This is a genomic window from Phyllobacterium calauticae (assembly GCF_019991125.1).
Lineage (GTDB): Bacteria > Pseudomonadota > Alphaproteobacteria > Rhizobiales > Rhizobiaceae > Phyllobacterium > Phyllobacterium calauticae.
The window spans coordinates 25,421-39,284 of the sequence record NZ_JAGENB010000013.1 but is presented as its reverse complement, the minus strand read 5'-3'; the positions used below and the strand labels follow the sequence as shown (position 1 = coordinate 39,284).

Here is a 13,864-nt window from a genome sequence, read left to right as displayed (position 1 = left end):
CCGAAAATCCCTTGCGGGAAAGACATCATCTTCTGCTTTCCAGCCCGCGGGGAAAAGCGTAAGCGTGGCGGCGTCAGTTTCACATCCGAGGTTGTTTCATGCTTTTCGCATCCGATAATTGGGCCGGAGCCCATCCGAAAATTGCCGAAAATCTGACCAGACATGCCAGCGGTTTCGCCGCGGCCTATGGCACGGGCGATCTCGACCGCGCCGTCCAGCAGACATTCAGCGCAATTTTCGAGCGCGACGTCGCCGTCTTCTTTGTCGGGACCGGAACAGCGGCCAATTCCCTGGCACAGGCCAGCATCGCCCGCCCGGGCGGCATCACCTTTGCCCACCGCGAAGCGCACATGATTGCGGATGAGGCCGGCGCACCAGGATTTTTCGCGAGCGGAGCACGGGTCCAGGCCATCGACGGGCCGACAGGCCGCATCGATATTGCCAATCTGCAAGCGGCGATGAACGGCTTTCCCGAAGGCCACGTCCATGCGGGCCAGCCGATGAGCGTTTCGATCACGCAGTCGACCGAGAGCGGCACAATTTATGAACTGGCCGACATCGCGGCAATCTCCGCAATCTGCAAGGAAAATGGCCTGCCGCTGCACATGGATGGCGCGCGTTTTGCCAATGCGCTTGTCTCGCTTGGCTGTTCCCCCGCGGAAATGACCTGGAAGCAGGGCGTCGACATCCTGTCATTCGGCGGCACCAAGAATGGCTGCTGGTGTGCCGAAGCACTGGTTTTCATGAACCCCGAACAGGCAAGGCAGATGCCTTATATCCGCATGCGTTCGGCGCAGAATTTTTCAAAATCCCGCTTCATCGCGGCGCAGTTCGAGGCTTATTTTGCCGATGGGCTGTGGCTGGCAACGGCGGCGCATGCCAATGCCAAGGCGGCGGAACTGGCAAAGCTGATCAGCAATTCGAACGATCTGCGTCTCGCCTGGCAGCCGCGCGCCAATGAAGTGTTCGCGATCATGAAAAAGCAGACATCGGCAAAACTGCAGGCGGCGGGCGCCGTTTTCTATGACTGGCACACGCCCCATGCCGAAAAGGGCCATGTTGCCGAAGACGAGACGATCACCCGTTTTGTCACGAGCTTTGCCACGACCTCCGAAGACATCAGCCGCTTCGGCGACCTGATCGCATAAAAAAAGCGGCGCAAACGCGCCGCTTCTTTCACTCCGGCTTTCAGAGCTTAGTGCGCAGTCTTGGCTTCGATCTGCTTGGCTGTCTTTTCCGACAGGGCAGTGACAGCGATCTTGCGCGGCTTCATTTCCTCGGGAATTTCGCGCTTGAGATCAATGTGCAGCAAGCCGTTTTTCAGGCTGGCACCACTGACTTCAACGAAATCGGCAAGGTGGAAGCGGCGTTCGAACGCGCGGGAAGCAATGCCGCGATACAGGGTTTCGGCATTATCGTCCGATGTTTCGGCAGCCTTCTCGCCGGTCACCTTGAGCTGGTTGCGATGGGCTTCGATCTGGATTTCGTCTTCCGAGAAGCCGGCAACGGCCATGGTGATGCGGTAGGTGTTCTCGCCTGTCCGCTCGATATTGTAGGGCGGATAGGACTGGGCACCGTCTGGCTGAGCCAGCGAGTCGAGGATAGTGAAAAGCCGGTCAAAACCGACAGTCGAACGATAGAGTGGGGAAAAATCCACGTGACGCATAGTAAGCCCTCCTTTAGAGCGACAATGTTGCGTGTTCTGGCTCGTCAAGAGACTCCCTCAATCGGCAAGTCCCGCTGAACCAGTGACCCCGTTATGGCGGTCACAACAGGTATTTGGGAAACGGCCAAAGCCATTTCAAGCCCCCTTTTGCTGCCGAATGTTCCGGTTTTTACACATTCGAACGCGTCCCGCAGCGATGAACGCCAGATGAACGCGCCCTTCGGGATACGTTCACACGCCCTCCCCTATAAACACATCCAACGCCGGGATTTGACCGGCAAGAGACGAGGACAAGATGATGAAAAAGACTGTTCTGGCACTGACCGCCGCCGCCCTGCTGGTCACAGGCTTTTCTGCCTCGGCCATGGCCGACGACTTCACCTATCGCGGTGACCGGGCAATCTACATGGATGGCCGCGGTGACATGGATGGCCTGCTCGTTCAGGACCGCCGCTTCTATGGTGATCAGCGTGGAGAATGGCGCCGCGATGAGCGCTTCCGCGACCAGATCGGTCCGCGCGAAGTAACCCGCATGCTGGAGCGCCGCGGCTACCGTGTCCGCGATGTGAACTTCGAACGCGGCCGTTATTTTGTCCAGGCATGGCGCCGCGGCACGCCGGTTCTGGTCACCGTGTCCCGTGATGGCGACATTCTCGATACCCGTGTGATGGGCGATCGGCGCGGCTACCGCGACCGCCGCAGCGACAACGGGTTCAGCATCGAGATCCGCCCGGCGAACGGCTACTGATTTCCCGAGATCGTTCCAGGTGTAACGTCCCTTCCGCCTGGAATGTACTGACCGGAAGCCCTCCCAAGGGTTTCCGGTCATTTTTTTGTTTTTACGAGAACCCGGTTTGACCTTTATTGCCATGCATTTTATCAAAAGATGCAAATGCACCCGTGTGATCCCCTCATGGGCGGGACGAGGACTGACCGGTATTCATGACCCATCCGCTTGTCGAAACAGCCGCCAACCCGACACCGCAGGATGCCCGCGTTGCCGCATTGCCGCTCAAGGGCGGCAGACAACTGCGCTACGCGATTTTCCCCGCCACCACCCATCCCGTCCAGGGCACCGTGATCATCCTGCAGGGCCGCAACGAATGCATTGAAAAATACTTCGAGACCATCCGTGACATTGCCAAGCGGGGTTTTGCCGTGGCCACCTTCGACTGGCGCGGCCAGGGCGGATCGAGCCGCCTGCTGAAGGACCCGCTGCGCGGCCATGTCCGGAGTTTTGACCATTATGCGGCCGACTTTGAGCTGCTGTTCGAAAGCGTGCTTCTGCCCGACTGCCGCGGACCGTTTTACGTGCTGGCCCATTCCACCGGCGCGCTGGCAGCGCTTCTCGCAGCGCCTGCCCTGGCAAACCGCATCCGCCGCATGGTGCTGATGGTGCCGCTACTCGACGTCAACGGCAGCCGGATCGGCAAGATTCTGCTCAGCGCCGTCGCCAATAGCCTGCGGCTGACCGGTCTCGGCGGGATGTATATCCGTGGCGGCAAGCCGATGATCAAACCCTTCGCCCTCAACGAGGTCACATCGGACGCCGCCCGCTACCTGCGCAACAGCGAAATACTGAAAACCGCGCCGGAGCTCGCCATTGGCGGCCCGACCGCCGGATGGATCGCCTCGGCGGCCAAGGCGATCAAGCGGGTGACGAACCCCGATTATATCGAGGCGATCCGCATCCCCAGCCTTGTCGTCGCCGCCGGGGCGGACAGCGTTGTGTCCACTCCGGCAATCGAACGGTTCGCCCTGCAATTGCGCAATGCGACACTGATCACCATCGACGGCGCCAAGCATGAAATCCTGCAGGAAAAGGATTTTTACCGCGAACAGTTTTTCGCGGCATTCGATGCCTTCATTCCCGGAACCGGCGGCGACATGGCCGGAATCGAGAACGAACAGGCCACGTAGATGCTGGCTTTCAGCGGTTGAGAAGCTCCAGCGCCTGCGCGTGCAGTTCCCTTGAGCCCGCCGCCACGATATCGCCGGCCTTTTCCGCCGGGCCGCCATCCCAATTGGTGATGACACCGCCCGCCTTTTCGATGATCGGCACCAGCGCAACGATATCGTAGGGATGCAAGGCGGTCTCCACCACCAGATCGACGAAACCGGCGGCAATCATGGCATAGCCATAGCAGTCGGCGCCGTAACGCGGCATGCGCACGCTGCGCTCCACACGGTCATAGGCCTCGCGCTTCCTGTCCTTGAACAGGGCTGGTGTCGTGGTGAACAGCGTGGCCTGGGCGATATCCGGATTCTGCCGGGTTTTCAGCTGGCGCGCGCCACCCGGTCCCTCGTAATAGGATGCCGTGCCGTCGCACATGAACAGCTCACCGGTGAAGGGCTGCGCCATGACGCCGGCCACCGCATCGCCATCGATGGTCAAGCCCGCAAGCGTGCCCCACACCGGCAGGCCTGAAATGAAGGCGCGCGTGCCGTCGATGGGATCGATCACCCAGACATGCGAGGCGTCGAGATTTTCCGAACCAAACTCCTCGCCCATGATGCCGTGAGCGGGAAAGGTGCTGTTGATCAGCGCGCGAATCGCCCGTTCGGCCTCCCTGTCGGCCTCGGTGACCGGGTCGAATCCCACCTGATATTTGTTGTCGATGGACGAAACGGTGCGAAAGCGGGGCAATGTCTGCGCTGCCGCAACCTCGGCAATCCGCCGCAAAAACGAAAGTTCAATGGCCAAAATGGTTCCTCGCGATCAAAATTTTCTCATTTACCTGCATTGTCGGCTAAATTATTGCATTTTTTTTAGGCACATAATTATCGTGCTTAAAAAACCGCACAAATCACTTGACATTTGTGCGATGCAGCATAGATTGATTAACAGACGGGGTGACCTGTCTATGCCCTCCTTGGGCGTTTCCTCCCTAGACTTGGACCGCGCACTTGCGCGGTCTTTTTTTGTTTGCAGACGGGCAACAGCAACAAGACCCTATTCCGCCGCGAGCGGCACATCGAGGAAGTGGAAGTCCGGCAGCGAAACGAGATCGGCCAGGAACTGGCTGATATCGCGCTGCAGCTGCCCGAAGCCCGATTTACGCTCGTAATTGTGCTCATTGAGATAAAGGCCGCGATTGACCTCGATCTGCAATGCGTGGAAACGCTTGAGCGGACGCCCGTAATGCTCGGTGATGTAACCGCCCGCATAGGGCTTGTTGTGCGCCACCGCATAGCCCATCTCGCGCAGGAGGTGGATGGCGGTGTGCGTCAATTCCGGCGAACAGCTGGTGCCGAACCGGTCCCCGATGATGAAGTCCGGGCGCAGGCCGCTTTCCGGAAACCGGATGCCGGTGGGCATGGAATGGCAATCGACGAGAACGCCATAGCCAAAACGGCTGCGCGTTTCCACCAGCATCCCGGCAAGCAGCGCATGATAGGGCTTGTAGATCGTGGTGATGCGGCCGAGCGCTTCCTCGACAGGCAGTTTCTGCGCGTAGATTTCCTGCCCTTCGCCGACAAGGCGCGGAACGGTGCCAAGACCGCCGGCAACCCGGGCCGAATTTGCATTGGCATAGGAGGGAAGCGAATCGCTGAACATCTTCGCGTCGAGTTCATAGGGCTCGCGGTTGACGTCGAGATAGGCACGGGGGAAATGCGCCACCAGCATCGGCGCACCGAGCATGACGCTGGCAGCAAAGAGCTGGTCGACAAAACAGTCTTCCGAGCGGCGAATCGTTTGCGCATCGAGCTGCGACTGCTGCAGGAAGGCCGGCGGATAGACCTGACCGCTGTGCGGCGAATTGAACACAAACGGAATACGCTGGTCAGCCGGCCGGCGCAGTTCATAGGGCAGCTTGTCAGGGAAATCGCGCTCGAGGGTCATCATTCACTTCGACGGTTTGCTTGAATATGCCGTTACTTTAGAGCAACTTCGCCCCGGAGGGAATTGATCAGCCGCCAAAGGCAGCGGAACTTTTCCGGGCTGACCGGACCAAGCGCATTCTTCAGCCGCCCGGCTGCGATCTTGCTCGACTTTTCCGGGGTTCCCCCTTATTTTCAGCAAATCATTCACGCGATCTTTACCAAAAAAGCGTCTTGTTAAGCATGATGGGGCGCCTGTCTGGGGATGATCAGGCGACAGACAATTCGGACGGACTGATGAAGAGAATCCTGCTAGCAGAAGATGACAATGACATGCGGCGCTTCCTGGTGAAGGCGCTGGAGAAGGCAGGATATCACGTCACGCCTTTCGACAATGGCGCAAGCGCCTACGACCGGTTGCGCGAAGAGCCGTTTTCACTGCTGCTCACCGACATTGTCATGCCGGAGATGGACGGCATCGAGCTGGCACGCCGTGCGTCGGAAATCGACCCGGATCTGAAAATCATGTTCATCACCGGCTTTGCCGCCGTGGCGCTGAATTCCGATTCGAAAGCGCCGAAGGATGCGAAAGTGCTTTCCAAGCCTTTCCACCTGCGCGATCTCGTCAATGAGATCGAAAAAATGCTGGTAGCGGCCTGATCAAAGGCCCTATCTGCCTGCTCCGGTGAAGAAAGCCTGATAACTTCTTCCAACCCTATTGACGGACCGGAATCAATATGGTGTATGCGCCCCTGTCGGATGGGCGTGTAGCTCAGCGGGAGAGCACTACGTTGACATCGTAGGGGTCACAGGTTCAATCCCTGTCACGCCCACCATCCGAACTTCCCTGAACCATATTCTGTTTTGCATCTGCGGTTTGTGGCAGCTTTGCCGCGTGAAGGCGAAACCCGCCAAAGGCAACCCGGGCTGTCAGAGACAGCCGAGGTCAGCCAGTGTCTGCCGCACTGCCTCGTCGATCGGTGTCCTTGGCTCGGCTCCGAGTATGCCGACCAGCCGCGTGTTCGTCATGCGCAGCGGTTGCTTCCACAGATACCGCATCTCCTTCAACTCATGCATGAACGCATTGAAGGGTGCCATGATCGGCACGATCCACCACGGAAACGATCTGACCTTCACCGGGCGGCCAACCACACGCCTGATGGCGGCTGCCATCTGCATGCCATCCGCATCCCAGAAGCCTTCCATGTGATAGACCGCAAAACGGGGAAGGGTTTCCGCCCGGTCGACCAGTTGAGCCATTGTTTCAGCGACATCGGGAAGAAACGCCCATTGATGCCCGATGCCGCGCCTTGAAGGGTTGCTGACGAGCGATACCGGTTTTCCCGGCGTGACAAGCCCTTGCGAGAACCAATTGTTTGCGGCCTTCGGACCAAAGAAATCACCAGCGCGGACAATAAGGACGTCGAGACCGGATGCGGAAGCATCCTTCAGACGCTGCTCCATCATGACACGCAGCCTGCCTTTTCGCGTGACGGGATGTTGCGGACTGTCCTCGCCCAGAACCGGAAAGGCATCGGGTCCGAAATTATAGACAGTGCCGGGCAGAAGCACGCGGGCGCCCACCTGCTTTGCCGCCGCGATGGTATTGTCGAGCATGGGCACAACAAGCTTCTCCCAGTCCCGGTATCCGGGCGGGTTGACGGCATGGACGATCAGGGACACGCCCTCTGCTGCCTTGCTGACATCCCCCGGATTGAGGGCGTCACCCGCAATCCATTCAAAATCACCCGCGGTTTTCCCGGCCTTGCCAATGTCGCGCGTCAGGGCCTTGATATGCCAGCCTCGCTTCAGGAGGTTGCGTGCTACCGCACCGCCGATGCCACCTGTTGCACCCAATACAAGCGCCATCTTCTGTTCTGTTGATTGCATGCGCGTTTTCTCCGTTGTCTCGGCAACAGTGCACCAGCAATGAGATAAACAAAATTGACAAAATTCCTTGACTGGCTATACATAAATAATGCAACAGATGCCGAACTGGGATCTTTACTGGACTTTTCTTCATGTCATCCGGCACGGCTCACTGTCGGCAGCGGCGCGTGAGCTCGGTTTGACACAGCCGACCGTGGGACGGCATATCGATACGCTGGAGGACCTTATTGGCGCCCAGCTCTTCACCCGCTCGCCGAACGGCCTGCTTGCAACCGATGCCGCGCTGGAATTGCAACCCTACGCTGCCGCCATGGCTGCCAATGCCGCAGCACTTGTCCGTCTGGCAACAGCACAGCGTGATGCGGTGGAAGGCACGGTGCGCATTGGCGCGAGCGAGGTTATCGGCACCGAAGTTCTCCCACAGATACTCGCGCCGCTGCTCGAGACATATCCCGCCTTGCACATCGAATTATCCGCCTCCGATACGGTCGAAAATCTCTTGAACCGCGAGGTTGATATTGCTGTCAGAATGGCAGAGCCCACGCAGGAGGCGCTGCTTGTGCGCAATGTCGGGGGCATTTCGCTCGGGCTCTACGCGCACCGTGCCTATCTTGCCAGATACGGCGCGCCCCGCACGCTGGCGGAATTGAAAAATCACAGGCTCATCGGCTTCGACAGGCAGACCGCCTTCATACGCAGCATCGAGAAACGTTTTCCGATGTCGCATGAGCTTAAGTTCAGCTATCGCACGGACAACAATCTGGCCCAACTCGCCGCTATCCGGTCAGGAATTGGCATCGGCATATGCCAGGACAGTCTCGGCCAGGCAAATCCCGACCTCGTGTGCCTGCTGCCCGACGCGTTTTCGATCGTACTTCCCACCTGGATCGCCATGCACGAAAACCTGCGGTCTTCACACCGTTTTCGGCTGATCTTCGATACGCTGATCAGAGGCATGCTTGCCCATATTGAACTGGCGTCAAGCAAGACGGCAGCGCGCAAGGGATGACATTTGGCTCATAAAAGTCTATCGACAGCCCCATCGATGATCTGATCCAATTTTCGGAAAGCCTTGGAACCATGAAGAACGCTATCACGCTCAAGCAGTTGAAGGCCGGTGTCGGCACAGAAATCGGCTGTTCGGAATGGCGCGTGGTCAGCCAGGACATGATCGACAAGTTTGCCGATGCGACCGATGATCACCAGTTCATCCATACCGATCCGGAGCGCGCGGCCAAGGAAACGCCGTTCGGGGGCACCATCGCCCATGGCTTCCTGACCATCTCGCTGCTGTCGACGCTCGCCTATGAGGCATTGCCGATGATCGAAGGCGCGACGATGGGCATCAATTACGGTTTCGACAAGGTACGCTTCATGGCGCCGGTCAAATCCGGCAAGCAGGTGCGTGCCCGCTTCAAGCTGGTGGATGCGGATATCCGCCCGTCCGGCCGCGTGCTCAACAACTACGAAGTCACCCTGGAAATCGAAGGCTCGATCAAACCGGCACTCGTCGCCAACTGGCTGACGATTGCCGTGCTCGAGCATCCGCCGGAAATGGACTGATTAGGCGCGGACCGCCTCGACAAGCCGCCCGGCATCGTCCAGCGGCGGCGCACTGTCGCGCACGGCCAGATCCTGGAAGGCAAACGGCCCCTGCACGAACATGCCCATATCGTAGGCATTGCGGATCTGCGCGCCCTTCAGGAACAGAAGGTGCATCTTGAAAAAATTCTTCTTGGCACGCGCATAGCGCTTGGCGCTGTGAATGTGCTTGAACCGGATACGCCGGATCAGCGGTTCGGTGCGCGGGATTATCCCCAGCGCCGCCGCCGGGTTCGACCGGTAGAAATGCACGATATCCGCAATGGTCTGATACTCCGCCCACAGAACCGGCGTATCCTGCAGGACAACCCGCACGTCTTCCCGCAAATCCGTTGCACGCGGATGAAAGGCGATCATCAACAGGCACGAGCCGGTCGCCACCAGCGAAACCGGCTGCTGCCTGATGAGCTGCGGCGCACTGCGCCAGACATCGGCAATGGCCTCGACAGCCGGCACCGTGCCAAGGCTGTGCCCGATGATGACCACCTCATCCGCGCCGCTCTCCCGCAGCTTCTCGGTCAGGTGGTCGGCAAAAGCCTTGCGCCGTTCCAGCAAAGCCGGACTGCGGCGGTAGATCCGGTCTGACGCCGCCGCCCAGTCATCCAAGAGGTAGGAAAGGAACACCTTTTCCCCCGGCCAGCGGATCAGGAGGCGCGCGATGGCGAGCGCAAGGGGAATGGTCCAAAACATGTGGTAGGCGCTGAAACCGCCAAACAATGGTCCAAGCCCGATCAGCAGCGCGACCAGCGAAATGAAACAGGTCAGCGCAAACGGCCACATGAAAAAGATGCAGAACCGCCAGCTTGTGCGCAGATACCGCCAGAAGGTGCCGGTGATGAGAATATCGAGAAACGCCATCAGGCCGGTGGCAAAGCGCGTTACGACATTGCGCGCGGAATAGGCATCGAAGATATCAGCCGTGCCGTACTGGCAGAACTCGGTTTCGACCGTCCAGTTCGCCCCGGTTGTATCAAGCTGCATCGAGGCGATGTTCGGCCCCTCCGGCTGCATGGGCCCCGCTTTGGTTTTCGTGTGCCAGAGCGTGTTGAAATCGGCCGAGGCATTGAGATAGCGCCCGCGCACGGCATCGGGATGCAGGCCTTCATAGCCTGTAAAATTGATAACAAGGCGCTTTTTGACAGCCATAAACCACTCTCGCGACGCGACCGCGCGAATCGGCAGCCATCGGCATTCTCATTATGGCAAAGCACGGCGCAATTGTGATCGATAACTTCACCGGCGATCAATCTGCACACTATTATTACGCGGGGCTGTCAAATACCCGCGCATTCGGCAAAAAGATCATCGTTGCTTCCGGTCCAACCGTCAGACTGCAACATCCCGCGCGGATTCCTGCAGAAAGCTGTAGGCATAGCCGGAGAAGGAGCGCCAGCATTCAACCCGGAACGTGTCCTCGGCCGTCCGCCACAGCACGATCTCGATCTTGCCGAGCACCGTGCGCGAGGCCGCGCCGACCGGAAAGGCGCCGAGCGACAGGTCCTGCGGGCAACCGCCATTGACAACAGCGTCGGCACCCTTGCCGGAAACAACGATCCCGACATTGCGATGGGAGACATCGACGGCGGAATGCAGCACCTTGACCTTGGCAAGATCGGCCACCAGCGAACTGCCGTCCACGTCGAGAAGAAGCCATTCATCCGGACCGATCCACAGGGCCGCACGGTTGCCCTGACTGGTCGTGGTCTTCGGCTTCAGCGGCAGGGACAGGCCAAGCGCCTTGGACAGCGCCGCCACCGCATCGGGCCGCGCCCGCAGCGAAACGCGGGTGGCGTTATCAGCAAGGGCAACCGATACGGACCCGACCCCGGCATGGCCGGTCTGCAATGGATGCGCACGCTGCGCTGCTTGAGCAAGGTCAGCCATTCAACCGTTCTCCCTTTTTGTCGAAGAACACCGTTCCGGTCACTTCCACTTCGATCACACCATCGGGCATCGGCACATAGAGCGTTTCGCCGAGCCGCTTTGTTCCATCGATCACCAGGGCCATGGCAATCGACCGGCCGCAATTCTGCGACCAGTAGGAGGACGTCACATGGCCGATCATCGTCATCGGCACGGGCTGGTTCGGGTTGGCGACGATCTGCGCGCCCTCCTCCAGCACCACATGGGCATCTTTGGTCTTCAGGCCAACCAGCTGCTTGCGGCCATCCGCCACCAGATCGCGGCGCAACAGGCCGCGAATGCCGACATAGTCCGTCTTGTTCTTGCCGATGGCCCAGGTCAGGCCCGCATCCTGCGGCGTCACCGTGCCGTCCGTGTCCTGGCCGACGATGATATAGCCCTTCTCGGCGCGCAGCACGTGCATGGCCTCGGTGCCGTAGGGCGTCAGGCCCAGCGGCTTGCCGCGCTCGTAGACGGCTTCCCATACGGCCCGGCCATAATCGGCAGGCACGTTGATTTCATAGCCCGCTTCACCGGTGAAGGACATGCGGAACAGCCGTGTCGGCACACCGCATATCCTGCCTTCGCGCACGCTCATGTGCGGCATTGCCTCATTGGAAAGGTCGATGCCTTCCACCAGCGGCGCGATGATCTCGCGGGCTTTCGGCCCCTGCACCGCAATGACGGCCCATTGCTCGGTCGTCGAGGTCAACCAGACGTTGAGGTGCGGGAATTCCGTCTGCAGATAGTCTTCCATGTGGTTCATGACGCGCGGCGCACCGCCGGTCGTCGTCGTCACGTGGAAGCGATCCTCGGCCAATCGGCCAACGACGCCGTCATCATAGATGAAACCGTCTTCGCGCAGCATGATGCCATAGCGCAGGCGGCCGACACCCAGCTTTTCCCATGGATTGGTGTAGAGCAGCTCAAGGAACTTTGCGGCATCGGGGCCGACCACTTCGATCTTGCCGAGTGTCGAAGCGTCGAAGATACCGGCCTGGTTGCGCACGGCGACGCATTCGCGGTTCACCGCCGCGTGCATGTCTTCGCCTGCCTGCGGATAATACCAGGCGCGCTTCCACTGCCCGACATCCTCGAAGGCCGCGCCCTGTGCCGCATGCCACGCATGCATCGGCGTGCGGCGGGTGGGATCGAACAGGTCATGGCGGGCATGGTTGACGATTGCGCCGAAGGTCACCGGCGTGAACGGCGCACGGAAGGTTGTCAGGCCCACGGCCGGGATCGGCCGGTTGAGCGCTTCAGCGGCAATGGCCAGCCCGTGCAGGTTGGATGTCTTTCCCTGATCGGTGGCCATGCCGTTGGTGGTGAAACGCTTGACATGCTCGATGGAATGCATGCCTTCGCGCACCGCAAGGCGCACGTCCTTGGCGGTCACGTCGTTCTGGAAATCGACGAAAGCCTTGACCGTCGTATCGGCACCGGCACCCGGCGCCGAGCCGATCATGCCGAGAACCCAGTCGGTTCCGCCCGTTGCCTTGAGCGCTGCGGTCTTGCCCTTGAACCCGGTCTCGCCGGCGAGCTTGCCGCCTGCGGCAACGGCTTCGTCCAGCGCCTGCTGCAATCCATCGCTACCATTGCAGGCACCGACCGAGACGCAATCCTGCGCATAGGTGCCGGGCAGGAACCGCTCATTGGCGGCGTCCCATGCCACCTTGCCGCGCGACTGCGAAAACAGATGCACGGAGGGCGTCCAGCCGGCGGACATGATCAGCGCGTCGACAACGACCTTGCGCTCATTGCCGCCCTTGTTCGGGCGGATGCTGATGGAGGAGACACGGCGCTTGCCGCCGGCGCTGAACACCGCATGCCCGGTCACGACATCGATGCCGAGTGAACGGGCTTCCTCGATCACCGGCGAAGACGGATTGTCGCGCGTATCGACAATGACGGGGACATCGACACCGGCACGCTTCAGGTCAATGGCCGCCGCATAGGCGGAATCATTGGCGGTGTAGACGCCGACCTTGCGGCCGACCGCGACACCATACTGATTGAGATAGGCGCGCGCTGCCGAAGCCAGCAAAATGCCGGGACGGTCATTGTTGGCGAAAACCATGTGCCGTTCGATGGCGCCGGTTGCCAGGATGACCTTCCTGGCGCGCACCTGCCACAGGCGTTCCCTCGGCATGTCGGAACCCGGATTGCTCAGATGATCGCTGATCCGCTCGACAAGGCCGACAAAATTCTGGGCGTAGTAACCGAACGCCGTGGTGCGGGTGAGAACCGTGACATTCTCGAGAGCGCGCAGGGATGCCAGCGTTTCCGTCGCCCAGTCATAGCCCGGCTTGCCGTCGATGGTCACGTCGGTCTCGTAGCGCAGGGCACCGCCTGCTTCCGCCTGCTCATCGCAGATGATGACCTTGGCACCCGTCTGCGCAGCACTGAGTGCTGCGGCCAGACCGGCAGCACCGCCGCCGACCACCAGCACATCACAATGGGCGAAACGGTTGGAATAGCGGTCCGTATCGGCTTCACCGGGAACAACGCCAAGACCGGCCGCAGCGCGGATCTTTGGCTCGTAGATGGTTTTCCATGCGAACTTCGGCCACATGAACGTCTTGTAGTAGAAGCCTGCGGGCAGCATGGGCGAGAATACGTCATTGATCGCACCGATGTCGAAGGTCAGCGACGGCCAGCGGTTCTGCGACTTGACCTGCAGCCCGTCATAGATCTCCTGCACGGTCGCCCGCACGTTCGGCTGCTTGCGGGATTTGTCCCGCTCGACATCAACAAGCGCATTCGGCTCTTCGCTGCCTGCGGAGAGGATGCCGCGCGGACGGTGATATTTGAACGAACGGCCGACCAGATGAATGCCGTTGGCCAGCAGCGCCGAGGCCAGCGTGTCGCCTTCAAGGCCCGTCAGGCTCTGTCCGTCAAAGGTGAAGCGGACGGTCTTCGCCGGGACCAGGCGGCCAACGCCAGCAATGCGGTTGCTTCCGGAGTGGGATTGAATGCTCATGG

Annotated in this window: 13 protein-coding genes and 1 tRNA gene; 7 read left to right on the top strand and 7 right to left on the bottom strand. The window is 60.1% G+C overall.

Annotation, left to right across the window (positions count from 1 at the left end; genetic code table 11):
* The first annotated feature begins 98 nt into the window (after positions 1 to 98).
* Entirely contained in the window at positions 99 to 1,148 is a 1,050-nt protein-coding gene (locus J1W56_RS24855) for a threonine aldolase family protein (RefSeq protein WP_223615965.1), read from the top strand.
* A gap of 47 nt (positions 1,149 to 1,195) precedes the next feature.
* Here J1W56_RS24855 and J1W56_RS24850 read toward each other — a convergent pair whose 3' ends face one another.
* Positions 1,196 to 1,666: an Hsp20 family protein gene (locus J1W56_RS24850; protein ID WP_223615964.1), complete on the bottom strand. Its 471-nt coding sequence runs from the start codon at positions 1,664 to 1,666 to the stop codon at positions 1,196 to 1,198.
* A gap of 298 nt (positions 1,667 to 1,964) precedes the next feature.
* Here J1W56_RS24850 and J1W56_RS24845 point away from each other — a divergent pair, with 298 nt between their 5' ends.
* Entirely contained in the window at positions 1,965 to 2,414 is a 450-nt protein-coding gene (locus tag J1W56_RS24845) for a hypothetical protein (protein ID WP_223615963.1), read from the top strand.
* 194 nt (positions 2,415 to 2,608) lie between these two features.
* Positions 2,609 to 3,586: an alpha/beta fold hydrolase gene (locus tag J1W56_RS24840; RefSeq protein WP_223615962.1), complete on the top strand. Its 978-nt coding sequence runs from the start codon at positions 2,609 to 2,611 to the stop codon at positions 3,584 to 3,586.
* A 10-nt stretch (positions 3,587 to 3,596) separates the two neighbouring features.
* On the opposite strand, the gene hisN is transcribed toward J1W56_RS24840, so the two are convergent.
* Both hisN and J1W56_RS24830 read right to left on the bottom strand, forming a co-directional pair.
* A complete protein-coding gene (gene hisN, locus J1W56_RS24835; protein ID WP_223615961.1) occupies positions 3,597 to 4,370 on the bottom strand; it encodes a histidinol-phosphatase in 774 nt (257 codons plus the stop codon).
* Positions 4,371 to 4,619: 249 nt separating this feature from the next.
* A complete protein-coding gene (locus J1W56_RS24830; protein WP_223615960.1) occupies positions 4,620 to 5,510 on the bottom strand; it encodes an N-formylglutamate amidohydrolase in 891 nt (296 codons plus the stop codon).
* A 275-nt stretch (positions 5,511 to 5,785) separates the two neighbouring features.
* On the opposite strand from J1W56_RS24830, the gene cpdR reads away from it, so the two are divergent.
* The gene (gene cpdR, locus J1W56_RS24825) at positions 5,786 to 6,148 is read left to right on the top strand and encodes a cell cycle two-component system response regulator CpdR (protein ID WP_091878276.1); all 363 of its coding nucleotides are present in this window, start codon (positions 5,786 to 5,788) and stop codon (positions 6,146 to 6,148) included.
* 101 nt (positions 6,149 to 6,249) lie between these two features.
* A tRNA-Val gene (locus J1W56_RS24820) sits at positions 6,250 to 6,324 on the top strand.
* Between the two features lie 94 nt (positions 6,325 to 6,418).
* Here J1W56_RS24820 and J1W56_RS24815 read toward each other — a convergent pair.
* Entirely contained in the window at positions 6,419 to 7,378 is a 960-nt protein-coding gene (locus tag J1W56_RS24815; RefSeq protein ID WP_223615959.1) for an NAD(P)H-binding protein, read from the bottom strand.
* An 88-nt stretch (positions 7,379 to 7,466) separates the two neighbouring features.
* On the opposite strand from J1W56_RS24815, the gene J1W56_RS24810 reads away from it, so the two are divergent.
* Together J1W56_RS24810 and J1W56_RS24805 are read left to right on the top strand one after the other, a co-directional pair.
* Positions 7,467 to 8,387, top strand: coding sequence for a LysR family transcriptional regulator (locus J1W56_RS24810; RefSeq protein WP_223615958.1), 921 nt, complete (start codon positions 7,467 to 7,469; stop codon positions 8,385 to 8,387).
* A gap of 71 nt (positions 8,388 to 8,458) precedes the next feature.
* Positions 8,459 to 8,941: a MaoC family dehydratase gene (locus J1W56_RS24805; protein ID WP_223615957.1), complete on the top strand. Its 483-nt coding sequence runs from the start codon at positions 8,459 to 8,461 to the stop codon at positions 8,939 to 8,941.
* Here J1W56_RS24805 and J1W56_RS24800 read toward each other — a convergent pair whose 3' ends face one another.
* From J1W56_RS24800 to J1W56_RS24790, 3 genes are all read right to left on the bottom strand, one after another.
* Positions 8,942 to 10,126 carry an alpha/beta hydrolase gene (locus J1W56_RS24800; protein ID WP_223615956.1) on the bottom strand — a complete coding sequence of 395 codons (1,185 nt, stop codon included), beginning with the start codon at positions 10,124 to 10,126 and terminating at the stop codon, positions 8,942 to 8,944.
* A 180-nt stretch (positions 10,127 to 10,306) separates the two neighbouring features.
* Entirely contained in the window at positions 10,307 to 10,864 is a 558-nt protein-coding gene (locus J1W56_RS24795; RefSeq protein ID WP_223615955.1) for a sarcosine oxidase subunit gamma, read from the bottom strand.
* The gene (locus J1W56_RS24790; protein WP_223615954.1) at positions 10,857 to 13,862 is read right to left on the bottom strand and encodes a sarcosine oxidase subunit alpha; all 3,006 of its coding nucleotides are present in this window, start codon (positions 13,860 to 13,862) and stop codon (positions 10,857 to 10,859) included. The genes J1W56_RS24795 and J1W56_RS24790 overlap by 8 nt, the downstream gene beginning before the upstream one ends.
* Positions 13,863 to 13,864: the final 2 nt, after the last annotated feature.